Origin of the sequence: Lewinella cohaerens DSM 23179 (assembly GCF_000379805.1) — a bacterium.
In the GTDB taxonomy this organism is placed as follows: Bacteria; Bacteroidota; Bacteroidia; order Chitinophagales; family Saprospiraceae; genus Lewinella; species Lewinella cohaerens.
Genome location: NZ_KB903554.1, coordinates 23496 through 49194 on the forward strand (window position 1 = coordinate 23496; position 25699 = coordinate 49194).

General features: G+C 44.1%; 23 protein-coding genes. 9 read left to right on the top strand and 14 right to left on the bottom strand.

Annotated elements, in window-relative coordinates:
- The first annotated feature begins 12 nt into the window (after window positions 1–12).
- From A3EU_RS0118040 to A3EU_RS35555, 7 genes are all read left to right on the top strand, one after another.
- A complete protein-coding gene (locus tag A3EU_RS0118040) occupies window positions 13–759 on the top strand; it encodes a tetratricopeptide repeat protein (RefSeq protein ID WP_020537596.1) in 747 nt (248 codons plus the stop codon).
- The gene (locus tag A3EU_RS0118045) at window positions 725–3565 is read left to right on the top strand and encodes a M16 family metallopeptidase (protein WP_020537597.1); all 2841 of its coding nucleotides are present in this window, start codon (window positions 725–727) and stop codon (window positions 3563–3565) included. The genes A3EU_RS0118040 and A3EU_RS0118045 overlap by 35 nt, the downstream gene beginning before the upstream one ends.
- Before the next feature lie 107 nt (window positions 3566–3672).
- Window positions 3673–4104, top strand: coding sequence for a DUF3592 domain-containing protein (locus A3EU_RS0118050; protein ID WP_020537598.1), 432 nt, complete (start codon window positions 3673–3675; stop codon window positions 4102–4104).
- 120 nt (window positions 4105–4224) lie between these two features.
- Window positions 4225–4404: a hypothetical protein gene (locus tag A3EU_RS0118055; protein WP_020537599.1), complete on the top strand. Its 180-nt coding sequence runs from the start codon at window positions 4225–4227 to the stop codon at window positions 4402–4404.
- 50 nt (window positions 4405–4454) lie between these two features.
- Window positions 4455–4718, top strand: a complete 264-nt coding sequence (locus A3EU_RS0118060) for a hypothetical protein (RefSeq protein WP_020537600.1) — start codon at window positions 4455–4457, stop codon at window positions 4716–4718.
- Window positions 4697–4819 carry a hypothetical protein gene (locus tag A3EU_RS35295; RefSeq protein ID WP_020537601.1) on the top strand — a complete coding sequence of 41 codons (123 nt, stop codon included), beginning with the start codon at window positions 4697–4699 and terminating at the stop codon, window positions 4817–4819. The genes A3EU_RS0118060 and A3EU_RS35295 overlap by 22 nt, the downstream gene beginning before the upstream one ends.
- Window positions 4820–4824: 5 nt before the next feature.
- Window positions 4825–5022, top strand: coding sequence for a type II toxin-antitoxin system RelE/ParE family toxin (locus tag A3EU_RS35555; protein ID WP_425412712.1), 198 nt, complete (start codon window positions 4825–4827; stop codon window positions 5020–5022).
- Window positions 5023–5048: 26 nt separating this feature from the next.
- Here the strand turns inward: A3EU_RS35555 and A3EU_RS0118075 are convergent, their stop codons facing one another.
- From A3EU_RS0118075 to A3EU_RS0118130, 12 genes are all read right to left on the bottom strand, one after another.
- Window positions 5049–5678: an FMN-binding negative transcriptional regulator gene (locus A3EU_RS0118075; protein ID WP_020537603.1), complete on the bottom strand. Its 630-nt coding sequence runs from the start codon at window positions 5676–5678 to the stop codon at window positions 5049–5051.
- Window positions 5679–5682: 4 nt separating this feature from the next.
- The gene (locus tag A3EU_RS0118080; RefSeq protein WP_020537604.1) at window positions 5683–6771 is read right to left on the bottom strand and encodes an endonuclease/exonuclease/phosphatase family protein; all 1089 of its coding nucleotides are present in this window, start codon (window positions 6769–6771) and stop codon (window positions 5683–5685) included.
- A gap of 49 nt (window positions 6772–6820) precedes the next feature.
- Window positions 6821–9424 (bottom strand): DNA mismatch repair protein MutS, encoded by a 2604-nt coding sequence (gene mutS / locus A3EU_RS0118085; RefSeq protein ID WP_044086192.1) that lies wholly within the window; start codon window positions 9422–9424, stop codon window positions 6821–6823.
- Window positions 9425–9527: 103 nt separating this feature from the next.
- A complete protein-coding gene (locus A3EU_RS33060) occupies window positions 9528–10400 on the bottom strand; it encodes a glycosyltransferase family 2 protein (protein ID WP_020537606.1) in 873 nt (290 codons plus the stop codon).
- A 116-nt stretch (window positions 10401–10516) separates the two neighbouring features.
- Complete coding sequence (locus A3EU_RS0118095; RefSeq protein WP_026211454.1) at window positions 10517–10987, bottom strand: ribonuclease H-like YkuK family protein; 471 nt, start codon at window positions 10985–10987, stop codon at window positions 10517–10519.
- A 210-nt stretch (window positions 10988–11197) separates the two neighbouring features.
- Window positions 11198–11926, bottom strand: coding sequence for a 3-keto-disaccharide hydrolase (locus A3EU_RS0118100; RefSeq protein WP_020537608.1), 729 nt, complete (start codon window positions 11924–11926; stop codon window positions 11198–11200).
- 69 nt (window positions 11927–11995) lie between these two features.
- A complete protein-coding gene (locus tag A3EU_RS34845) occupies window positions 11996–12790 on the bottom strand; it encodes a creatininase family protein (RefSeq protein ID WP_020537609.1) in 795 nt (264 codons plus the stop codon).
- Window positions 12777–14309, bottom strand: a complete 1533-nt coding sequence (locus A3EU_RS0118110; RefSeq protein WP_020537610.1) for a hypothetical protein — start codon at window positions 14307–14309, stop codon at window positions 12777–12779. The genes A3EU_RS34845 and A3EU_RS0118110 overlap by 14 nt, the downstream gene beginning before the upstream one ends.
- A 32-nt stretch (window positions 14310–14341) precedes the next feature.
- Window positions 14342–15409, bottom strand: coding sequence for a pyridoxal-phosphate dependent enzyme (locus A3EU_RS0118115; RefSeq protein WP_020537611.1), 1068 nt, complete (start codon window positions 15407–15409; stop codon window positions 14342–14344).
- 234 nt (window positions 15410–15643) lie between these two features.
- The gene (locus tag A3EU_RS31010; RefSeq protein ID WP_020537612.1) at window positions 15644–16573 is read right to left on the bottom strand and encodes a DUF4846 domain-containing protein; all 930 of its coding nucleotides are present in this window, start codon (window positions 16571–16573) and stop codon (window positions 15644–15646) included.
- On the bottom strand, window positions 16563–16913 hold the full coding sequence (locus tag A3EU_RS0118125) for a translation initiation factor (RefSeq protein ID WP_020537613.1): 351 nt from the start codon (window positions 16911–16913) through the stop codon (window positions 16563–16565). The genes A3EU_RS31010 and A3EU_RS0118125 overlap by 11 nt, the downstream gene beginning before the upstream one ends.
- A gap of 29 nt (window positions 16914–16942) precedes the next feature.
- Window positions 16943–19324, bottom strand: coding sequence for an endonuclease MutS2 (locus A3EU_RS0118130; RefSeq protein WP_020537614.1), 2382 nt, complete (start codon window positions 19322–19324; stop codon window positions 16943–16945).
- A gap of 204 nt (window positions 19325–19528) precedes the next feature.
- Between A3EU_RS0118130 and aroC the strand changes: the two genes are divergently transcribed.
- Complete coding sequence (gene aroC / locus A3EU_RS0118135) at window positions 19529–20608, top strand: chorismate synthase (RefSeq protein WP_020537615.1); 1080 nt, start codon at window positions 19529–19531, stop codon at window positions 20606–20608.
- 43 nt (window positions 20609–20651) lie between these two features.
- Here aroC and A3EU_RS0118140 read toward each other — a convergent pair whose 3' ends face one another.
- The gene (locus tag A3EU_RS0118140) at window positions 20652–21248 is read right to left on the bottom strand and encodes a hypothetical protein (protein WP_020537616.1); all 597 of its coding nucleotides are present in this window, start codon (window positions 21246–21248) and stop codon (window positions 20652–20654) included.
- Window positions 21249–21264: 16 nt separating this feature from the next.
- Window positions 21265–21765 (bottom strand): KdsC family phosphatase, encoded by a 501-nt coding sequence (locus A3EU_RS0118145; RefSeq protein WP_020537617.1) that lies wholly within the window; start codon window positions 21763–21765, stop codon window positions 21265–21267.
- A 248-nt stretch (window positions 21766–22013) separates the two neighbouring features.
- On the opposite strand from A3EU_RS0118145, the gene A3EU_RS0118150 reads away from it, so the two are divergent.
- Window positions 22014–25595 (top strand): DUF4397 domain-containing protein, encoded by a 3582-nt coding sequence (locus tag A3EU_RS0118150; RefSeq protein WP_020537618.1) that lies wholly within the window; start codon window positions 22014–22016, stop codon window positions 25593–25595.
- The last annotated feature ends 104 nt before the right edge of the window (window positions 25596–25699 follow it).

The following is a 25699-nucleotide window of genomic DNA, read 5'->3' on the forward strand; positions in this document are numbered from 1 at the left end:
GCTATTATAGATATGAGTACCAATTACGTTCTACTAATTGCTTTGCTATTTACCTTTTTTGCCTGTAGCACTCCGGAGCCCAAGGATGAGCTGACACTAATGGAAGAAAGCTTCTATCAGCAACCTGACAAAGAAAAAGGCCAGGCGCTCGTTGCTGCTTTCGAGACGAAATTGGACACGATGCAAGGAGAACCCTCAGAGAAAATAAACCTGTTGAGCAAGACTGCCACTGTTTATTTCCGCATGGGAGCCAACGAAGGATTACAAGCTAATTTTGCGCGCTTGCTCAATGAGTTCAAGGATCAACCTATTGCCACCAAAGCTACCCAGAATATTCTTGACACACTGTTGCATAGTATCACTGACCCTACGACACAGCGTTTGGTGCCTAATGTTGCCAAGCAATACATCGCATTAACAGAGCTTTACGCTAAAGCGAAACCCGATGCCCCTGAAAGTCCTGAGCAACTCTACAAAGCAGGAGAAATAGCTCGCTCTATTGGCGCTTACCAGCAAGCCTTGGGCATCTACGCCACCATCGAAGGGTATTTCCCACAGTATGAAAAAGCGCCAAAAGCCTTATTTATGCAAGGGTTCACCTACGCTGAAGACCTTGGAGACGAAGAAAAAGCAAGGGAGCTTTACGAAGCTTTCATCGCAAAATACCCCAACGATGATTTTGTCGATGATGCTCAAATTTTACTAGAAACATTAGGAAAAACGGATGAAGAAATCTTCCAACAACTGGAGAATCAATAGTAGTCTTGTACTGCTTGTATGCTGTGGGGTTTTGTCTGTATTGAACGGGCAAAACCCTTCCAGCTATTGGCAACAAGAGCTCCTTGTTGACAGCGCGATACAGCAGGGTGTTTTAGCCAATGGCCTCTGCTATTTTATCCGCCCAAACAATGAGCCTCAGCAGCGAGCAGAACTACGACTGGTCATCAAAGCAGGCTCGCTGCAAGAAGAGGAAGACCAACTAGGCGTAGCCCACTTTGTAGAGCACATGGCCTTCAATGGTACGGAGAAATTTGCGCAAAACACGCTCATCGACTTTATCGAAAGAAATGGTTCTCGCTTTGGTGCAGACCTTAATGCTTATACTTCTTTTGCGGAAACCGTCTACCAGCTACAAGTGCAAACGGATAGCCTGGCACTGGTCGATACTGCGCTGCAAGTACTGTCAGAATGGAGTAGTAAAATCACTTTCGATCCGGAAGAGGTAGACAAAGAGCGCGGGGTAATCATTTCCGAGTGGCGCAGCCGCTTGAGTTCCAACCAACGCTTACAAATGCAGGCTTACCAAACTTTGCTGGCGGGATCACGTTATGCACAACGCTTACCTATTGGTAGCCCTGAGTTGATTGACACCGTTTCGGCACAGCGCTTAATTGACTTTTACCAACGATGGTATCAGCCAGAAAACATGGCCCTCATTGTAGTCGGTGATGTTGATCCTGCTTGGATAACAACCAAGATTGAAGACTATTTTTCTGGATTGAGCAACGACGGCTTTCAGCCTGCGGAAAACTACCCACTAGATACCAATCAAGTTCAACGATTTCTCCTGGCCACCGATGACGAAGCGGCTTTTACGCGATGGGAGCTAACATTTCAGCTGGAACCACAGAAAAGCGACCTCACACGGGGAACCCTTAAATACCAGTTGCAACGCTCCCTATTTGGTAGCTTGATAAACAAACGGCTGGCTAAACTCAAGGAAACAGCCATTCCTCCTTTTACTTTTGCCTATTCTGGTTTTGCTTCTCTGCCAGGGAATTACCACAGTTATCGGCTGAGTGCTTTAGGGCCAGCAGAGCAACTTAATGAGGCGCTTTATACCGTTATGAATGAAACTCGTCGGGTAATTCTACATGGTTTTAGTGACGATGAGTTGGCTGTTGAAAAAAAGGCTATGCTTGACCAGTATGAACAGATGGTCAAAGAATTAGATAAAAGATCCAGCAGTAGTATTGCCGGCAGTATCAGAAACGCTTTTCTGGAAGATACCAAGATGGTAGACTTCAATGCACTCCCCTCTTTCGCGGCAGATTGTTTAGGAGAAATCACTTCTGCAGAGTTGCAAAGTTTAGCTCAAAAGGCACTGACTTCCGAAGTTCGTAATGCAATTATCACCACCAATTCGGAGCTGGCCCCTACCCTTCCTGACAGCACTGCGTTTTATCAATTATTAGATCAACTGCTTTTGCTTCAGCCGGAGGCTCCTGTTGCCCCCTCGCAGCAAGGCCCTCTCCTCAGTGAGCAGTTGCCTGCTCAAAAGGCTGTATTAGCCAGTTATGACAGCGTTCTCCAGGTAAGTAGCTATGAGCTGCCCAATGGCGTAAAGGTGATACTTAAGCCTACGGATTTCAAAAATGATCAAATCAGATTTCGGGGCTTCAGCCCAGGTGGTATAAGTCTTTATGAAGACGAAGATTACCCGAGTGCCCGCCACGCCTTGTCTATCCTTGATCAATCCGGCTTGGATACTTTTCGCGAAAGCGAATTGTTACAATTGTTAAGTGATCAAAATGTGAGCGTCAATCCATATCTAGGGTCTTACGAAGAGGGTATCTCTGGCAGTAGCAATCAGGAGGACATTGAAACGATGTTCCAGCTGATTTACCTTTATTTTACCCGCCCTCGGTTTGATAGCCTCGCTTTAGCGGCTTATCAGAAGCGACAAATAGATATCTACGACCGATTGGATGAAGATCCGCGTACTGCCTTTGGCCGAATGGTCATAGACAAGAAATACGGCGACCATCCCCGGCGTCCCAACTTCTCCATTGAAGAGTTTGAGACGATCAACTTGGACCGTGCAGCAGCCATTTATTACGAACGCTTTGCCAATGCCGCAGATTTTAGTTTTGTTTTTGTGGGAAACTTCGCTCCCGACAGCTTAATGCAACTTGCGGCCCAATACTTAGGGAACTTACCTCTAACCAATCAAGCTACCGAGCAGTGGAAAGACCGTGGACTTCGGCTCAGCAACGCACCTTTGGATACCACCGTCATTGCCGGGCAAACGCCTAAAGCAGAAGTCATCTTGGAGTGGCACGGCGATTTCCCTTACAGTAACCGGGATACTCGTTTGCATTTCTCAGCCTTGCGGGAAATACTTTCTTTCCGTTTACGGGAAAAGCTACGCGAAGAAATGGGTGGCGTCTATGGTGTGAGAGTGAACATGAGAATGCAGTCTATCCCCGATTCTTTACACCACACGACGATTCGCTTCAATGCCTCACCCGAAGAAGTAGATACGCTTATCGCAATGGTTTACGAAGAAATAGCCTCGCTTGCAGCGGGAAATACCCGCCAAAGTGACTTGGACAAAATAAAGGCCAGTAGACTGAAATCCTACGAAGAAGCTTTACGCAATAATGGATTCTGGCTGGGCCAAATAGCCCAATGCATCCGCATGAAATACGATCTTGAACGACTTTATCCCGATCGTTACAGGCAACGGCTAGATTCGATCGACGCCGATAAATTTGGTCCTATTACTAAGCGGTATTTGATGAATGCTACCCATTTTAAGTTTGTATTGCTGCCGGAGGAGTAGGGAGAAGGGGCTTACGAATTGGAGTTTTGGGGTGGTCTCGGCGTAGGTAAAACCAACGCCGAACAGAGAGCAAGCTACCTCTAATACTGCTAAAGAAACCTTATCAGATGAAAATAATTAAGTCTAAAACGGCCTACATCAATGTTGTTATCCTGGTAATATTCTTTTCTGTACTAGCTTTTTCTTTGTTAAAAGAAAAGCGAACTGTGAATTCTCTAAAAGAGAATTATGTAGTCACAGTTGCGAGGGGTGTATCTAATGAAAAACCTGAAGGAAAATATTTGTCAAAACTGGAGATAGAGTATATGTATCGGCATAAAACATACAGAAACTACACTCTTCCGTTCTATAGATCAATAAAGACCCCTGAACCAGGAGGTACGTGTATAGTTGCCTATGATAAGGATAATCCTAAAACTGTAGCTATAATAACAGGGGTCTTCCTAGACGAGTATAAATTTGGTGAAGAGCTAAATTCCATAATCGATACTACTCATCTAGAGTTCAATTGGCTAGGAACAGGATATTTAAGGAAATAATCCCCCCCACTAGCTAGCTATGCGACTTGTGCGTTAACATGGACATATAGCGTCCAGTGGGCACTGACGCAGTCCAGCTGAAGAATGCCTTCTACAAGCAGCCAGATTAAATCACTATTTATGTCGATTCAGGAAATTATTCCTACGAGAAAATTTGTAACTGAATTACTTCAAAATATTGACATTGAAGAAGATCAGACTAAAATAGAACAATTCACTATTGCTTTAAAAGCTTGTCAAACCACCGATTATCAAGTGCTAAAAAAAAGCGACAACCAGAAAAATCGCCCTTCGCAATGAATTATTTAACCTGATAAAACGTTATATTTAGGATTGTAAAACAAATGCTTATGAGTGCTGTAGAAATGCGCGAACAAGTCCACCAGCTGGTGGATGAAATAGATGAAAGACTTTTAAAGGCAGTCTTTCTTATGATGAGTTCTTACCAAAACGAGGAAGTACCAATTGGCTACGAAATGAATGGTAGTCCTATTTATGGCAGCGAACTTGGTGAACTACTCGATCAGGAAGTGGAAGCTGCAAAGCAGGGAAATTACATTACCGTTGAAGAACTAGCAAAACGCTCCCAGAAATGGCTGACACGTACAAAGTAGTTGTTACTCCTCGTGCCGAAGCCAGCCTGGAAAAGATCATTAATTATCTTATTGAAGAGGTCTCTTATGAAACAGCGGAACATGTTGAAAAGAAGCTTTAGCTGTTATTAATGATCTTGCAAAGATGCCTACTAGAAATGCTCCAGCAAAGGAGATAATCAGCAAAGCAAATATTACTTATCGGCGAGCATTATCAATGTCATATAGGATAATTTATAAAGTTGAAGAAGATCAACTTATGGTTCTGGTTGTTGAAATTTATCACACAAAAAGAGGAGAACCAACTATAAAAGACATAGAATAAGCTACTTACAGAGTAGTAAAACAGTATTACACCACCTCCCCCTTCCCAATATTCCTCACCATCGCCTCTCCCAAATCACGAATAACGCTATCTGTCGATTGACTCAACTCAGCGGCAATGCGTTCTTGCTCGGAAGTCGTTTTATTTTGACTCAATTTGGCTTTCGCCTGAACTTCGGCCACCTCTAATTCAAAGGCTACAATTCCTGACAGCATGGCTTGCTTGTACCCATCCGAAAGGTCTGCCCATTGTGCTTGGTAATCTTGTTCGAAAGTAGCAATCAAACGTTCTAAATGAGCGAAAGCTTCTGCTTCATTTGTCAAAAGGCGGGCCTTACCATATACATGAACGGCTTGATAGTTCCAAGTGGGTACATTTTGGGCCTTATCGTAATGACGGGGCGAAATATAGGCGTGTGGTTCCGCAAAGATAACAAGAGCCTCTTGCCCATCTTCCAAAAGCTTCCACTGTGGATTAGCGCGGGCAAAATGGGCTTCCAATAACAGCTTGTCATCCACCTGCCTGACAACAAAAGGCAAATGAGTAGCCACCGGACGTTTGCCCTCCTGATTTACGATAGCTGCAAAACTATACGCATGAAGAAAGGATAGAATCTCCTCCTGATCATCTACATTATAGTGAGAAGGAATGTACATAAGCTTACAGTAATTCCAACTGAACCCACACCGGCTGGTGATCACTAAACCGGAATTGCTGGTCCAATGTCTTCACTTTCAAAGCCTTGATATTCGGAGAAATCAGAAAGAAATCGATAACGGTACGGAAGGTGTTTTCGGTGTCGTAAACGCTCCGAAGTTTGCGGTTGCTAGGCACGGTGGGATCGTAGAGCCATTGCCAATCCTCTCCCACAAAATCTGCGGCGATATTGCTCTGGGTGTATCCATCTGTTTCTCCTGGCGAAAAGGTATCGAAGGGAAAGAAAGGCGGGCATTGGTTCCAGTCGGCACCAACGATGACGTAATTTCCTTTATCGTATTCTGTCGTCACCAATTGCTGAAGAAAGACCATCTGCTGCTTTTTGAGCACCCCACCTTTATCATAAGCAGAAAGGTGGGCATTGATCACCACCAGTTCCTTGCCGGAAGATGTGGGGAAACGGCTAATGAGTAAACAACGATCGAGCTGAAAAATTCGGGTTGGCCAATCAAAGCTACCAGGAAGTTGTAGCCTACGTTCAGCTGTGGGTTGCCAACGACTTAGTGACGCGATACCTGCTTCTACTTTTCCGTAAGCGCGCCAAGGCTCCAATATCGGGATAGGCACCCGTGTTACGCGATAATTAGCAGCATAGCTAGCGGCATAATCAGGGCGTTGTGCCCGAAGGCTATCCAGTTGTTGGGTGTAATAAGAACGCCGTGAATTCAGGTCAACCTCCTGAATAAGAAAGATATCTGCTTCTGTACTTTTTACAAACAACTCTGCACCATCGAGGTTTTTCTCCACCAATTCTTCGCTTGGCCGGATCATCTTCCCATTAGACATGAAGAAGCCACCACTGTCAAAGAAAAAGTTAGACTCCTCTCCCAATCCAGCGTATCCCATATTCCAGATCGCCAGAGAAATGATGCTATCCTCGATAACATCGTTCGTGCTTTGCGCATAAACATCAACTGGCAAATCTTCATCAGGCTGCCAATCGGTGAGGGTACCATGTAGCAAAACACCGCCCACATACAGCAAGAAAATTGCTACCAACAGCAAAGATATCCTGATCGTTTTACGCATCATAGCAACTTTATTTTAGAAACGGCACGAAAATAAAACGCAATATTTATGGTTATTCCTCCAACAACTTTTTCAGCTCATTGAGCTTCATCATACACTCGATGGGGGTCATGTTATTGATCTGCAAATCCAGCAATGTGGCCTTCAATTGCCCAGCTACCGGGTCAACGGTTTCGAAGATGCTCAACTGCATAGCCTCTGTACTGATCGATTCTGTAGCAGGGCGTGCAACTTTAGGTTCTCCCTTTGTTTCTACGTCTCCCTCAATATGCTTTTGCTCCAATTGGGTGAGGATCTGCGTAGCCCGATCTACGATAGAGTGAGGCATACCGGCCATTCTCGCAACATGAATACCGAAGCTATGGTGGCTACCTCCTTCAGCAAGTTTACGCAAAAAGATGACCTTTTTGCCCAATTCTTTCACCGAAACATTGAAATTCTTGATTCGGGGAAATTTTGTTGCCAGCTCGTTCAGTTCGTGATAATGCGTAGCAAAGAGCGTCTTGGGATAAGATTTTCCATTGCTGTGAAGGTACTCCGCAATCGACCAAGCAATACTGATTCCGTCATAAGTACTGGTACCTCGCCCAATTTCATCCAACAGGATGAGCGAACGATCCGAGACATTATTCATAATGCTGGCGGTCTCGTTCATCTCCACCATGAAGGTAGACTCGCCGCTGGAGATGTTGTCACTGGCTCCTACACGAGTGAAGACCTTATCCACTATGCCCAGTCGGGCGGCTTTCGCCGGAACAAAGCTTCCCATTTGGGCCATCAAACAAATCAGAGCAGTCTGCCGCAAGAGGGCTGATTTACCCGACATGTTAGGGCCTGTGATCATCATGATTTGTTGTTCGTCACGATCCAGAAAAACATCATTGGGAACATACGCTTCGCCTAGCGGCAAGTGCTTCTCGATCACAGGGTGGCGCCCTTCCTTAATATCAATCACGAAGCTATCGTCTATCTGCGGTCGTACGTAATAATTTTTCACCGCGACCTTACTAAAAGAGAGCAAGCAATCCAAGCGGGCAATCAGGGCAGCGTTGCGTTGCACTTGTGGAATAAAGTCTGCCAATCTAAGTACCAGCTGCTCGAAAAGGGAAGCCTCCAAGACCAAAACCTTCTCCTCAGCGCCTAGTATTTTATCTTCCAGAACCTTTAGCTCCTCTGTGATATATCGCTCTGCATTCGTTAGCGTTTGTTTGCGAGTCCACTCCTCTGGAACATCATTTTTAAATCTATTCGTGACCTCCAAGTAATAACCGAAGACATTGTTAAACCCAATTTTAAGGCTTGATATCCCAGTACGTTCTACTTCGCGGTTTTTGATTTCCACAAGGCGATTACGCCCATTCTTCATGATATCCCGAAGATCATCAAGTTCTTCCGACCAACCATCAGCGATGACGCCACCTTTTGAAAGATTGACCGGGGGGGGGTCTTCTTTGATTTGTTTACCAATCTCCTGGCACAAGGTTTCGCAAGGGTCTAGGCCATCGGCTATCTTCTGCAACATCTCCTCTTTGGTTCCTGCAAGGGAAGCCGCTATCAGTGGAATTGTTTCAAGTGACCTCTTCAGGGATGTTATCTCCCTTGGGTTGATTTTTCCTAATGGAACTTTAGCAATCAAGCGCTCCAAATCTCCCATCTGGCGGATATAACCACTCAACTCTTCTACCTGCTCTGCTGACTGCACAAAATGATCAACCACCTGCAAGCGAGCCTCAATATCATTAACATCCTTGAGTGGTAGTACGACCCATTTCTTCAGCAACCTCCCTCCCATCGGAGAAACGGTATGATCCAGGATATTGATCAACGGCACACCACTTTCATGCGGACTATAAATCAATTCAAGGTTACGAATCGTAAAGCGATCCAGCCACACATAAAGATCAGGCTGTATGCGGCCAATCGTATTAAGGTGCTGGATATTTTTATTCTCGGTCGTTTCCAGGTAGTGCAAAATAGCACCTGCCGCTACTTGCGACAACTCCATTTCCTCTACCCCAAAGCCTTTGAGTGATTGTATCTCAAAGTGGTGGAGCAATTTCTCTCTGGTATAATCCAATGAATACACCCATTCATCGAGCGAGAAGACATGAAAACGTTCTCCAAAACGTTCTTCAAAACCTTTCTTCTTGTCTTTAGAGAGGATCACTTCCGAAGGGCGGAAACTTTGCAACAGCTTATCAATGTATTCCTGGTTGCCTTCACAGACTAAAAACTCGCCGGTGGATATGTCTAGCAAAGCCAGCCCCATCTGCTGCTGCTTGCCAAAATACAAGCTCGCCAAAAAGTTATTGGTCTTATGGTCCAACAGCTTATCATCAATGGCCAGTCCTGGCGTAACGATCTCGGTAACTCCTCGCCGAACAATCTTCTTCTCTTTCGAAGGTTTCTCCAGCTGCTCGCAAATAGCTACCCGATGGCCAGCCCTGATCAATCGGGGCAGGTAAGTATCTAAAGAATGGTAGGGAAAACCAGCCAACTCGACATCACTGCCGCCATTGTTTCTGCTTGTCAAGACAATGCCTAACACCTGAGCGGCAACAACGGCATCTTCTCCAAACGTTTCGTAGAAATCACCTACTCGAAAAAGCAAGATAGCCGAAGGGTGTTTGGCTTTTACGGTAAAATACTGCTTCATCAAAGGAGTTACCTTCGTAGATTTCTTTTTTGCTTTTGCTTTTCCGGCCAAGACTTAGGAGGTATTTGGTTAGTCAGCAAATATACCTAAATCAAGGGTATTATCAACTCCGTTTTGCTCCAGTATAAAAACCCTTGCTCCAGTGCACTAGTAAATACAGGATAACAGGGGTATACAATAAAAACTTCGCCCAATATTTACTGCGGATAACCCTCGAGAAAATACTCAGGTATCGAAATTTGGCTAAAGCGAAAGCTAATATTGGAAGTTTAAAAACAAGCTGAGGTGGCATCCCGTGGGCTCGGCGTACGATGGCAGAAAATTTGCCCAGCATAGTCTGGTTACGACGAATACCAGCCAAATCTGTCTTATTGAGATGTGCAATGCGAATACCGTTGATACGAAATATTTGCCCGCCCTGATCCGTAAACTTTTTGCAGAAAAGCATATCCTCAAAAGCACGGTCATCCGTGAAGTATCCAATTTTATCGAAAACCTCTTTGCGACAAGCAAAATTGCAAGTAGCCGCCGCGTGGGCCGGTACCTTGTGTCCTGAAAAGTCCAAAAAATGGTTGAATTCTACCAGGAAAGAACACGTTCCGTAAACGCTATCTTCTGTACCATTCTCTATCACCCCCGTTAAAATCACATTGTGTTCCATGTTTTTCCAAATGTTCTCCAGCCAATTCGGCTTGGCAACACAATCGGAATCAATCAGCGCAATGACCTCCCCCTGAGCAGCCTTAATGCCTATATTTCTTGCTGATCCTGGAAAGGTTTGCTTTTCCAATGGAATAAGTTGAACCTTAGGAATAGTCGCACAAAAGGCAGCCAACTCATCCTGTTTACGCTTATCGGAGCTGTCTGCAATGATGATTTCATAGGTGCCGCCAAAATCCTGCTCCAGGATAGAGCCGATACATCTTTGTACCGTCTCTGGTTGATTATAAGAAGGGATAACGACTGATATTTGCATAGGCTTTACTCAATGATTTTGACAGTGTGCAACTTACGTTTTTAATTTATAAAAAAAGGTCAACCCGAAATGGATTGACCTCTCTTTTATCATTTTATGACAATTCAAAACAGCATTTACACCATTTTGTCGGCACAGCTGGTACTTGCAAAAGCATCAGGCTTAGCTTTGAAGACAAAGCCCATTCCCAGGATATAGCCCATGGCTTCTTTTAATGCTACGTTGCTTTCGAAGTGCGGATCGGTGTTGATATCTGCATGAACTTCCAGTTCTACATCGTATTTATCCAGCAAATCACACAGGTTATACGCGACGTTAACGGAACGTGCCACTTCAGAAATCATCCGTTCACGGATAGACATTTTCCGGAACTCCTTGTGGTTGCTGATAAACATGAAACCTCCTCGCTTTTCTCGTAGAAAAACGATGACCGTAGCATATTCAATAACACCTCCTTTCACCTGCGAATCGGAACCAATACAGACCTTCATCCGATGGCCATCTGCCAGTTCTTTTTTCAGTACTTTTTCTACGGCTACTTTTAGGTCATCCTGAATAGATTTACCGTTCAGCCTTCGCCATTTCATTACCATGTCCGATGTTTTTATTACCGGAAGATAGTCATTATCACCCTACTTAAAGGAGTCAAAATCCACCTCCACTAATATTTAATATTGCGATCAAATAAAATTTACAAATTATTGGTATTGCGCAACGGACACTTAAACATCAGTTAGGAGCGGAATGGTTCCCGCTTGGTAAAAAAGTTAATAAACGGAGGCTAGCAAGAGGTATACTTATAGCTCTCTGATCCAGATATTGCGAAAACTCACGGGGTTGCTATGGTCTTGGAGTTTAATCGGGCCTGGGCCATGTGGTTCGTTTTGAGGCAAACCAATGTAGGGTGTTGTTCCTTTGATCTCTACGTGGTTTTGCACCAAAACACCGTTGATCAAGACCGTGATGTAGCCAGAGGCCACCTTCATTCCATCATCATTAAACTGGGGAGCCTTAAAGATAATATCATAAGTATTCCATTCGCCGGTAGGCCGAAGTGGGTTCACCAACGGAATATGCTGCTTGTAAATAGCGCCAGCCTGGCCATTAGAGTAGGTTCGGTTCTGATAGCTATCTAAGATCTGAACTTCGTAGATTCCCTGGAGGAAGACGCCACTATTGCCACGTCCCTGTCCCTCGCCTTCAATCACAAGAGGAGACCTCCACTCCAGATGAAGTTGGCAGTCGCCGAATACTTTTTTGGTTTGAATATCGCCCGTCCCCTTCTCAACAGTTAGATGCTTACCTTCTTGTTTCCAGCCAACGGCTTTGCCGTTGAGGTGTTCCCATTGATCAGTATTGGTACCATCAAAAAGGATATATGCATCTGCTGGCGGGCCATTTACAGGGCCAGGGTCAACTGCGCGGGGCTCTGGCTCCCAAACTTCGGTAGCTACAGGGTCTGTAATCTGTGCCCGTAAGAAAGAGCCTGTCAGAAAAAGGAAAAGCAAGAAGAAAAGTGGTCTCATCTTTTTTTCTTGCTAATTAACAACTTTTTACCGAAAGGCTAGCTCAATTGCTATGCCAATTCTTTGTTTTTAATGACGCGACTGATAAAGCTTCTCAAGTGGCGTCTTCTTCACGAAGTCGACAAATTTCACCAATTGGTGAATCATAATTTCCCACATTTTCACCCCCTTTTCTGCGGTTGCAATTGTGGCATCTCCCATTACGCCAGAGTTGGAAATCTTGTTGGTACGAACATACCAACTTACGCTGTGGTCATCATCAAAATTCAAAAAGTCGCTACCGAAGTCAAGCGTTTCATTTACGGCCTTATCCATCTGTACGGCTTCAGGACGTAAGGCCAGGGTTGTACTGGTCTCAATCTCACCGGCGTGGATATCATTTGGCGTACTTGCCAATTTCGCGATATCTGTATCGCTCGTGTCGCCAGTATCCACACAAACAAAGATGCGAGCGTCCCGATTGATCATCTGGGCCGCATAATTCAGCGTAGGAGCATTGTCGCCATGTCCATTGATCATAATAATCTTCTTCACACCCTGCTTGGCCAAGTTCATACCAATATCATACACAAAAGCAGACAAAGCGTTATTCGTAACACTGATAGTACCAGCAAAATCCTCATGGTGATAAGAAACACCGTAAGGGATAGCAGGCAGCACAAGTGGCTTTGGATCAGAGCACATTTCTGCTACCTTACGAGCCAAGTATTTGGCATCATAATAATCAATATCCACCGGCAAATGCGGGCCGTGTTGTTCGATAGCACCACAGGGCAGCAAAACCGTATCGACGGTTTCCAGGCGTTCGTTGATTTCCTCCCAGGTCATCTCTTCCCAGAGAAAACCCTTTTTATTTCTGTTCATTGCTTCTTGTAAATTTGTAAGGCTTGTTTTCGGCCAATAAGTCCACCACGGATGTTGTATCCCATTTGTGGTGATTACGGCGTACTACTCCTTCCGAATACTCATTAAATAGTGATAAAAGTTGTTCCCGGATATTCTCCGGCATATCCTGCAAATTGCTGCGCTCCTCATCAAAACGAAGTTGCATGATTTCAGGGTTCTTTTTAGCCAGCTTACGGGTATGAGGATTATCCTCAATTAACTCTTTTTCTAATAAAAGATGATATAATTGTTGGGCATCAGAGCCCAGTTGTTTAACACTTTTCCCTTCCAAAGCCTTGAGACATTGGATGATTTGGTCTTCGCTGTAGCCGCAGCGTGCCGGATCTTCTTCTAGTGCTTTGAGCATTCCTACAATACGGCGGCATTTCTCACATTTGCCACAAGGCATCATCCGCTCCCCTTTTTTATGGGCAGCATGGCAAGAAACTTGAAGACTTTGCAAATCAGGGTAACGTTTTACCAAGATTTTTAAAATCAAAAGTTCGGAAAGCGACCTTAGAATAGAAAACTGGAAAAAATCCCAACCTTTTTTATCGTAGTAACGTGTAAGTGCATTGTCGAAATATTTGCTCTGATCGTACAGCGCAGCATAATGCGTGATTCCATCCTGCTGCAACTGCAGTGTGGTATCATACTCGTTACCGATAATGATATTTCTCACCTTACGCTTCCGCGCCAAAGGAAGTACACCAAACAAGAAAACAGAAACCGTCCACAGTCGAATGGGATAAATATCGGCGCGAATATTTTGGTAATTCTCCCGGATAAAAGGCATCTGACGAACCATCCAATTGAAAATACGGTCACAGTTGCACCACACCCGACTGGTGTTGGGCGCTATCTCCAGCATCTTGTGGTAAGCATTATAGGCAGTATACCAGTGCCTACCGGATTCATTTACATAGATAGGGTGTGCTGTCTGTAACTCATTTAGGATCCCATAACTCAGTAAACTATCCTTGCCACCACTGCTAAGAATGATATAGGCATCATTGTCCAATTCAGCGGAAGCACCTGTTTCATCCTGAACAGTCTTGGGTGCTGATTCTCCTTGAAAGGTCAACTTAGCAGCCGTGTACTTACTCTTCTTTTCAGGCGCTAAATCGCTGAATGCTGGCCGCAAAAACTCATTATTTGCCAGCAGCTTATGCACGTATACCTCGCGCGATGTATTCTCCGTTACTGCCCGCAAGAAAGATTGGTCTTTTTCATCAAAAGCACCTTCAAAAATGATCTCCTCACAGAACAAGCCATAATTTAAAGCAACCTGTGCGGCCATGGTAGAGGCCAGATTCCGATCCTCCCAACGCTTAGGGTCAAAAACCTTTTCAGTATAAGCATAGATGAGTGTATTCGACACGGTTTCACCATCTTTCTTACCCAAAGTATAGGTGGCTTTCATTCGTTTAGGCTCTACCACAATCTCATGTACCTTGAGGTAGTCAAATACGATAAAATTTGACAATTTGATTGACATCAACCCAGTTTTAAAAAACGCTAAATAAAAGATTACTTGGAATTCTTAGCCGTTAGGATAGCAACGTAGCGGTCCGGCTCTATCTCATTTTTTTCATGTTCCTTCAGCAGTCCAATCAATCCTGCTGTAGAAGCAGGGAGTATACTTTTCGACTCCTTGTTAAGAAGGTATTTAGACATGCTTTTCATCTCCTGGTCACTTACATTGTGTGCACTTCCATTACTTTCTTTCATGGCATACAAGGCCTCTTCGCCATCAAAGCTGTGCCAGTTGATTAAAGGTTCGTTGAACTTTGTTTCTTTAATGAGATCAGGGTTTAAATCGGCGCAATAATCCAATCCTTTATTAAAGGAATAAACGATAGGGTTTTTCCGTACAGAAGAAGCGCCTAGCATCTGCGGCACGCGGGATGTCTTGCCTCGCTTATAAAGAGAAACAAATCCACGATAAATTCCTGCCAGCAATGTCCCATTAGAAATTGGGACCGCACAAATGCGGGGAGCATCGCGCAGCTGATCGTAAATCTCGAAAGCAATTTGGCTATAAGCCATAATCTGCAAAGGCGTATTCGCACCACCGGGATTGGCATCGTACCAACCGTTGTCTTGTGCTAGTTTGCTGCTCTCTGTCACGCTGTCTTCATAGCTGCCACGCAGACGGAGAATCTCGCTACCTAAATCAACCATCTCTTCAATCCTGGCAGTATGATAGGATTCAGGAATGAATATTTTGCACTCGATACCTGCCAAGTGCGCCGCCAAAGCAACTGCTGATCCATAATTCCCACAAGTAGCAAGGCTGATCGTATCGTATTCACGACGCAAAGCATCGTAAACCTGTGCAAAAGCAATACGGTCCTTTTGCGTTCCTGTTGGGTTATCGCCTTCTGTTTTAAGGTAAAGTTGGCGCAGATTATAGTCACGCTCCAGAGATTTGGCCCGCATCAGGCTGGTATCCCCTACTTCGATATTTATAATATCTTCGAAAACTTCCAGCCGGTCTATCAGACTGTTGTTTTTGTTCTTAACAAATTCACTGTACTCCTTTGCTTCTTTCGATACTTTGAGTTCAATGCTATTCGTAAGATCCCGTAAATTCATAGTTGAATTTCTTATTAGTTACCCCAAAATAGGGAACTTTTAGCGAGGGCGGATTAATAACTGTCAGATTCCTTAGGAGTGATTTTGGCTTTATCCTTCGTTAAAGAACCGCCTCCCTTAGCGAAAAACGCCGCAACTTAGGGGGATTTTAAATGAGATGCAATAGGTGAGATAAAATATAGGAAAACTAACGTACGTGTTCCTAACACTCAATTTCAAAATCGAAGCGGACTGCTAAAATTTCCGCAAATCACTACCCTTGAAAGACCATTCCGGGGTTCTAAATACGCCTTCAAGTGTGGAAACTTCATACCAAGGAGAATCGGCATTGGGATTTTGTAAAACATGGATATCCTGGGCCGGCATATAGCTCTGTGCCAATAATATCCTTTTCTGATGAGTTTCAGGATGAACAACCATATCTACCACAATGATCGCATGACCAGGGCTGCCTCCCTGAATAAATACATCGCCAGCTTCAATTTGCGATAGCGATTGTTCCTTGAGTTCTTTGGCTACAGAGAGTGTACCTGCGTAAGCAAAGACCATATTGAGGTAACTGCGGAAAGCTTTGTAGGACGAATCTTCTCCCCTGCTGCTCGTCCAGCTTACTTCATTTCCATTCACCCTTATGCGTTGACCAGATCGCCATTTGGTGTATTTAGCTAGAAAGCCATTCGTAAAATGGAACTGAATCGCATCATATTCTTTTTGCTGCCATAGATATTCCGCCCGCAAGCGGATTACAGCATCCGCACACTGCTGTAAATCACGCCGCCCGACATCTATATCGACAACAGCACTGACAGCGGCTTGATTTCTTTTTAGTGAACCATCATAAAGGTAAACGGGAGAATTTGCAGATTTCAGAGGAAGCGTCCTCAAAAAATAGGCAAATGTATTATCATCGTATTCTACTCGTGAGAACCCTACAGGAACAGGAAAACGTTTCTCAATAGTATTCCCAATTGTGTCTAAGGTATAAACGGTATCTAATAGTACATTCTCTTGCGTTGAATGTGCTACGACATCCGTACTTCCTTCTGTGCTACAAGCAAGTAACAAAAGGTAAAAACTCCCAAAAAAAATGAGCTTAAGGGATGAGGAAATAAATAATTTACGCAAAGGGCGTAGATTATCTTTTGCGAATTCCCTAACCCCCACTTTTCTTGGTTTGGCCATAGCCTTTGTCTAGTAAAAACTTAAGGACTTTATCTCTTTGATCACCTTGTACAAGGATTTCACCGTCTTTGGCCGATCCGCCTACGCCACAGTACGTTTTGAGTGATTTAGCCAAGCTTTTAAGATCGTCATCATTGCCTTCGAAACCCGTAATCAGCGTTACCGCCTTTCCTTTCCGCTTTTTGCGATCCAGCCAAATACGGAGTTTTTGATCAGCCGCATCAAGCGTTTCTTCTTCCTCTTCCTGTTGATTAAGGTTGACATCAGGGTTAGTGGAAAATACGAGTCCACCTAAATTTTTCCATTCGTTATCTCTGGCCATGTCTCTTAGTATTTTCGTACTATTTCGTATTATAAATCTACTAATGTTACACCGTCACCACCAGCTTCCGCAGCGGGATGGTAAACCTCCATGGTGACATTATACTCACGGAGCTTCTTTTTAACGGCATCTCTGAGGGAACCATTGCCTTTTCCGTGGACTATTCTTAAATTGGAAACATCCGCCAAAAGTGCTTGATCTACAAAATCTTCTATCACCTTCATGGCCTCTACATAACGCATACCGCGAATATCAATTTTGCTATCAAAACGAGCGGCATAATCGATGTCAGAATGTACGCTCTGGGTGGTCTTTACGTCGAGGGGAGTTTTTGCTAACTGTAAATCACGCAGCTTTACCGTCATTCGCATCCCTCCCATTATCATGATGGCATTCTTTCGATCAATGCTCTCTATTTCTCCGGTTGCACCGCCTGTTTTTAGTTTAACAAAATCACCTACGGCTAAGGGGCGATCTTCCAATAAGGCTTTGTCTGGATGATAGATTTCTTCTCGCAGGCCACCTACTTGTTCAGATAGGTTCTCTCGTTGATACTTGATTTCAAGTGATACCTTCTTTGCTTTATCCAGGTTCTTTTCTTCTTTCAACTCCCGGATCAGGCGCTCCAATTCTTTATTTTCCTGCGCACTTTGCTGCAACTCCTGCTCCTTGCGTTCAAGCTTATGCTTTTTGCGCTTGTATTCCAGATCACGATGCAGTTGATCGTAGGTCTTTGTGAGTCGATCTAACAACTTTTGCTTGTCAGTGAGTTCATTAAGCCTTTCTTCTACTTCTTGCTTTTCTCGCTGTAAATCAACCAGTAAATCATCAACTGCTCGTTCATTACTACCAATTCGTTTGCGGGCATATTTCAAGACACGCCCCGGCAAACCACTCTTTCCTGCGATTTCAAAAGCGTAGGAGCTACCCGGTCGGCCTACTTGCAATTCATAACTCGGGGACAGATTATCCTTGTCAAAATGCATCGAGCCATTGACCAATCCTCGGGTTTTAAAAGCGAATACTTTTAGATTACTATAGTGAGTGGTAATGACTCCATAGATCTTACGGCGATTGAGCTCAAAAAGCACAGATTCTGCAATAGCACCACCAATTTTGGGATCAGTACCAGAACCAAATTCATCAATCAACACCAAGGTATTCGGATTAGCGTGCTCCAAAAACACCTTGGCGTTTTCTAACCGTGAGCTGTAGGTCGATAGATCATTTTCTAACGATTGTTGATCACCAATATCTGCAAATAGCTGTTCAAAGACCGCCATTTCTGTTTGACCATCAACCGGCAAAAGCAGTCCACACTGGAACATTAACTGTAGCAAGCCAACGGACTTCATGGTAATCGACTTACCCCCTGCATTTGGCCCACTGAGCACGAGGATACGGTTTTGACCAAAAAGAGAAAGGTCGAAAGGAATGGTTTTACGCCCAAGCCCTTTGTTTTTCAAATATAGCAGTGGATGCCTTCCTTGAATAATAGCGAGGGTCGGTTCTTTTTTGGTGCGCGGACGAACAGCATTGAGTTTCAGTGCCAACTGGGCTTTGGTCTGCACGACATCAAAGCGGATGATCAGATTCTGGTAGTCATGTAAGGAGGGTAAATACGGCCGCAGGGTAGCACTGAGTTCTTTAAGGATGCGATAAATCTCTCTTTTTTCTTCTTGCTGAAGGTCAAAAAGGTCATTATTGATATCAATAACGCCTTCCGGTTCAATGAATGCCGTACGCCCTGTGCTGGATTCATCATGGATAATACCTCTGATTTTCCTTTTGTGCTCCGAGGGCACACTCAGTACGCGGCGGGCATTACGAAAACTTTCTACGTTATCTGTAAGCCAGCCTTTCTTACGATAAGTATCAATAATGAGTCGGAATTGCCGGTCCATTTCCCGGTACTTGCTTTGAATGTGCCGGCGAATTTTCTGTAACTCAGCCGAAGCATCCGGTCGAATATTTCCCTCTTCATCGATCACCCCTTCAATGGCATGTAATAGGTCTTCATTAAAATGAATGGGGCGGATAATATTGTAAAGCGTTTCATAAGCCTCCTGACGATCCTTATTGAAAAACTTGTAAATGTCTTTAATAAAAAGCAATAAGATATTCAGCTTTTGTAACCCATCTTCGGGGAGAACGAAGCCTGCTATTTCTAACATCCGCAACTCCTCATTGATCTCTTGATAAGCACCAATGGGAAAATTATCACGCTTCTCCAAGCTACGGCGAAATTCGTCTACCTCATCTAACCCTTGCTCAATACGAGCCAAATTAGACATGGGCTGAGTTGCCCGTATTTGTTCTTTGCCTTGTTCACCAAAACAAGATTCTTCCAACAAGGAAAGAATTTTATCAAACTCCAACTTCTCATATAAATCACCTGGTTCCAGTCGCATCTTATACTTTCTTCTACTACCTGTTTATTTGCAGCCCGCAAAGATAAGACTTCAAATGATTTTGTCTATTCGAGCTGCGTACTTCTAACTACTCCTTGGTGTAAAAAGTTTCAATATGCTTAGGAGATTGTAATTTTTACCAATTTATAACTTTTACTGTAGACCCTAAATCCTACCTTAGCGCCGCATCAAATAAAAGCGATTGTGGCAGGTAGTAATTTTGGCACCTTATTTCGGATCAGTACATTTGGAGAATCCCACGGCAAGGCCCTAGGCGTAATCGTTGACGGCTGCCCAGCAGGCATAGCTATTGACGAGGATTATATTAGTACAGAATTGGCCCGCAGAAGGCCAGGGCAAAGCAAAATTGTCACCCAGCGCAAAGAAGCTGATCAGGCACAAATTCTTTCAGGGGTCTTTGAAGGTTATTCAACAGGCACTCCTATTGCAATGGTGATTTTTAACGCCGATGCTCGTTCAAAAGATTACAGCCACATCGCAGATAAGTTTCGCCCAAGTCACGCAGATTATACTTTCCACGCAAAATACGGTTCTCGCGATTACCGTGGAGGAGGCCGTTCCTCTGCGCGTGAGACAGCTGCACGTGTTGCCGGTGGTGCCATCGCCAAGCTTTTTCTCAAGCATTATGGTGTTGATGTTTTTGCTTACACATCCCAAGTAGGGAAATTACAAATGAGTAAAAACTATCAAGAAATAAGTAAGGAGTTGATTGAATCCAATCCTGTTCGATGTCCTGATCCGGCAATGGCTGCAGAGATGGAGGATTATATTAAAGAGGTCCGAAAAGACGGTGATACTGTAGGCGGTGTTGTGAGTGCAGTGGTGCAAGGCTGTCCTCCTGGGCTAGGTGAACCCGTTTTTGATAAGCTACACGCTGATTTAGCTAAGGCTATCATGAGTATCAATGCTTGTAAGGGTTTCGAATACGGCTCTGGCTTTGCGGGCGTCAGTATGCGCGGCAGTGAACACAATGATGCCTTCTATCAGGAAGGGGAAGAGGTTAAAACCCGCACAAACTACAGCGGCGGCATTCAAGGAGGCATCTCTAATGGAATGGATATCTATTTCCGGGCAGCCTTCAAACCTGTAGCCACAATAGTTGCTGATCAAGAGTCGGTCAATGAAGCAGGTGAATCTGTTACCGTTTCTGGCAAAGGACGGCATGACCCCTGTGTAGTACCACGCGCAGTACCTATCGTAGAAGCAATGGCTGCTTTGGTCATAGCGGATCATTTGCTACGGCAGCGGGCGAGCCAGGTTTGATTGAAATCAGCTCCATGAACGCCTCCAGAAAAGCGAAGGTTCTTTACCTGAAGCTTCTCAATGTTATGTATTCCGTACCTACAAACATTGACAAAAGCACAAAAATCACGATTAAGCCTACAATCAAAAGTCCTTTGAACGGGATATTTGGTTTTTCTTCAAAAGAAAGAGGCAGTAAACAAATAAGGAAACCATAAGCGGATAAAAACCTTAGCCATAACCTATTCTTATTTTTATGCTCCTCTACTTTTTCTAGATTACAATAATCTTTGTTGTTCTTTCTAAGAACGTGGATTTCGTAAGATCCTAAAAATGATTTAGAGTATTCTAAATCAACAACATCTCCAACCTTAATCTCTTCTTTGAATTGATCATGATTAAACTCTTGATAACCAATACTACTTATTTCGAATTCTCGGTCATCTCCATCAAGCTTAATACTAATTAGATGCGACCTTTTTTTTCCTTTTTTTTCTAAATACTCGAATGAATGCAGTTTCTTGTCACTCAAGCTATTAAGACCCATTGGACTTACCTTAGATGGGATTATAAAGGATAGTAAAAAAAGAACAATGCAAAATAAAAGGCCTTGAACAAACTCTACTTTTTGTTCTTCCCAAGTTTTTCTTGAAGCCTTCATTGATTCATTTTTTGAGCTAAACCTCCCACTGTCCATTCAGTTTCAGCACTTTTTCAATAACGTCGCGGGCACAGCCTTCACCGCCGTTGAAACCGGAAATATATTGTGCAATGGCTTTGATTTCGTGAGCCGCATTGGCTGGGCAAGCAGGTAGCCCTACCCTTCTCATCACCTCATAATCCGGTAGATCATCTCCCATATAGAGAATCCCAGCTTCGTCCAGATCATACATATCAACGACCTCCTCGTAAGTTTCTATTTTGTCGGAAATGCCTAAATACACATCGGGTACGCCTAGGTTCTGTAGTCGAACTCTCACCCCTTCCGATTTTCCGCCACTAATGATCACCACTCGATAGCCTTCCTCCACAGCACGCTTTAGCGCGAAGCCATCTCTGATGCTCATTTGTCGCAATAACTGACCGTCTTGCATCACTAAAACACTGCTGTTTGTAAGTACGCCATCTACGTCAAAAATAAAGGTGTGAATCTGTCCAAATACCTCCAGGTTATTCATACTACTACAAGAAAAATTATAACGATTGAAATGAAATTACAGGCAAATGTAAGCGCAATAATTCAGAAGTTCTTTTCGGTCAACATATTGATTGTTCTTTAATATGAGGAAAAACATCCTCAAAACCTGTCTTTTGTCAGGCAACTAACAAAGCTCCTATATCTGAGAACAAGATGAGTCTTTTTAAGTTTCACAAGGGAATTGCATATCAATTCTGCATTAGTAAAACTAAAAAACCTTTGAGAAACATGAAAAAGCTTTCTACGCTTTTGTGCCTATTTATGGCAATCTCCCTCAGCCTATGGAGTCAGGCTTCTGTTCAAGTTATTCACAACTCCCCTACCCCCGGTACTAATAGTGGACCAACAGTAGATATTTATGTAAACGGTGCACTGCTACCTGAATTAACAGGAGTTGCTTATCGAACAGCTACCGCTTATCTCGATGTTCCTGCTAATGCAGATATTGAAGTAGGTGTTGCTGTCAGTCCGAGTTCTGGCCCTGAAGATATTATCGCAACATTTCCTTTAGGTCAATTAGCTGACGGTGAAGCTTATACCGTCACTGCTGCCGGAATTGTTGGTGATATGGATACACCATTCAATGTATACGCTGGTGTCGGACAAACCGCTTCAAGCGATGGTGGCCAAGTAGCTATTCAAGCTTTCCACGGTTCAACCGATGCACCTGCGGTTGATGTAGATGCCCGCTTGGTAGGAAACCTTATTCCTAATCTAGCTTTCGGCAATTACTCTGGCTATCTAGAAGTCCCAGCAGGTTTGTATTACCTTGACGTTCGTGCAGCCGGTGACCCAAATATCGTAGCTACTTTCGAGGCCGACCTCAGTAGTCTTGGCGGTGGTGCTGCCAATGTTTTCGCTTCTGGTCTTTTAGGAGGCTCACCAGCCTTTGGCCTTTTTGCAGCTTTACCTGATGGTACTGTAATTGAACTTCCAGCAACTGCTATTGCGCGTTTGCAGCTTATTCACAATTCCCCAAGTCCTACCGTAGACGTATATGTAAACGGTGCGCTTTACCAAGATGACTTTGAGTTCCGTACTGCTACTGAATTCCGTACCGTACCTGCTGGTGTTGAGTTGGATATTGCTGTTGCACTAAGTACTTCAACAAGTGTCGATGATGCGCTAGTTACTTTCGAAGACATCGTACTTGACAATGGTAGTACTTACGTTGTTACTGCTAATGGAATTGTCGGAAACATGGATACACCTTTTGGCTTGGCCATCAACGGAGCAGCTCTTGAAGCTGGTGCCCCTGGCACTGTAGCTGTAGCTGCTTTCCATGGTTCTCCAGGAGCACCTAACGTAGATATTGCTGCTCGTGGTGCTGGAGATATTATCACAGACTTAGCTTACGGCACCTACACTGCAGGATATTTGGCATTGCCACCTGCTGCCTATATATTAGATGTCAAAGCTGCAGGTGATGACAACATTGTAGCTTCTTTTGGTGCAGACATTACTTCTCTTGACGGTGGTGCTGCAACTATCTTTGCCTCTGGTTTACTTGGTAGTGACCCTGCCTTCGGTCTTTTTGCGGCACTTGCTGACGGTACCGTTATTGAGTTACCTGCTGTTTCTCTGGCAACACTACAGGTTATCCATAACTCTCCGAGTCCTACCGTTGACATTTATGTAAACGGTGCACTCTATCAAGATGATTTTGCTTACCTGACAGCCACGGAAGCCCGCGAAGTACCTGCTGGTGTAGAACTGAATATTGCGATAGCTCCTGAAACCAGTACGAGTGCTGATGATGCCATTTTCACAACGACGGTCACTTTAGAAAATGGAGAAAACTACACCGCCATTGCTAACGGTATTGTTGGCGATGCTGATTTCCCATTCGGAATTGCCGTAGCAGATGGTGCTCAATTGACGGGTACCAGTGCTGATGTTATAGACATCCGTGCTTTCCACGGTATTCCTGGCGCACCAGCTGTAGATATTTATGAGATCAACAATGACGTTACTCCTTTTGTAGATCTTTCTTATGGCGACTTCTCTAATGAATATGTAGGTATTGCTCCTGGCGCAAGTTTCTTTGAAATTCGCCCTACTGGCACCGAAACTACAGTAGGTACTCTCTTTGGTAACCTTACTGGTGCTGGTGGCCTTAGTGGTGTAGTATTTGCAGGTGGTTTATTAGACGAAGCACCATTTTTCAACCTTTATTTGGTATTACCAAACGGTAATGTAATTGCACTTACACCGCTAGCACCTCTACAGATTATCCATAATTCTCCGGCCGCAGCTGCTGGCATAGTAGATGTTTATGCTGGAGTTAATCCAACTACAGGAGCAGATTATTCGCTGATCGAAGATGATTTAGCTTTCCGCACGGCTACTAGTCTGCAAACTTACTACCCTACTCGACTTCCTTTGACAATTGGTATTGCACCTGCTAATAGTACCGATGGCGATGATATTCTATTTAGCCTCCCGCCATTTACCCTCCAAGATGGTAAGTTGCACACCGCTATTGCGAATGGCATTCCAGGTGATGCTGATTTCCCATTTGGTTTGGAAATCAATGATGACGCACGTATCAATAGTAGCGACGACGCTTTGGTAGGAATTACCGCTTTCCACGGCTCTCCAGGTGCACCTAATGTAGATATTGATACCCGTAGCAATGGCGCTACAGCAATTAGCGATTTAGCTTACGGTGATTTCACGGGATACCTTGAAGTAGCTAACGTAGTTGAATTCCTGGAACTAAGAGCCGCTGGTGATCCTAATTTAGTAGCTACTTTTGATGCAACGGTATTAGAAGCTATCGGAGGAACAGCAGTTACTGTTTTTGCGTCAGGACTTTTAGGAGATGATCCTGCTTTTGGTCTTTTTGCTGCATTACCCAACGGAGATGTTGCTGAGCTAGGTTCCGTAAGTCGCCTACAGATCATTCACAACTCACCAGATCCAACCGTGGATATTTATGTAAACGGAGCTAATGCTGTACCTGGTTTAGCCTTCCGCACAGCTACAGGAATGATTGATCTTCCAACGCGTACGCCTATTGATATTGCAGTGGTTCCTGCTGGAGGAGCACTCGCTGATGCAGTAGCAACTTTAGAAGACGTAACATTAGAAGACGGCAAGGTTTATCTAGCAATGGCTAGTGGTGTCGTAGGTGACCCTACTACTCCATTCACAGTTGTCATCAATGACATGGGACGTGATCGTGCTGCTGATGCTACGCAAGTAGATTTGACCTTGTTCCACGGTTCACCAGATGCCCCAGCGGTAGATGTTGTAGTAGAGGGTGGCCCCGTATTATTTGACAATATCGAATATGGTAACTTCAGCGATTATCTTGGTGTAGCACCCGCTGCCTACGTATTAGACGTGACCCCTGCCGATGATAACAACACCGTTGTGAAAAAATACGACGCTGATGTATCTACCCTTACTGGCCAGGCAGCTGTTGTATTTGCTTCTGGTTTTCTTACCGCTGGTGAAGAGCCTGCTTTCGAAACCTGGGTAGCACTGACTGATGGTACAACGTTCCCACTAGCTGAGGTGGTAAGTACTAACGAAATTCCGAGCACACTGGACGCTTACACTGTATTCCCTAATCCTGCGCGAGAATTAACAACTGTTGAGTTTAACTTAACAAATACGACTGAAATTCTTATAAATATCGTGAACCAAGGTGGACAGGTATTGTTGAATAAGTCGTACGGACAATTGGGAGCAGGCAACTACCGCGAACAATTGGAATTGAGCAATTTACCTGCTGGCTTATACCAGCTACAATTGGTAACTCCTGAGGGACAAGCTACGCAGCCTTTGCTCATTATTAAATAGGATTTTTCAAGTTTAGATAGGTGGTTTTGAGGCGCATTCCCTTTTAGGTGAATGCGCCTTTTTATGTTCTATATTTGTATATATGAGGAAAAGATCAGACCTTC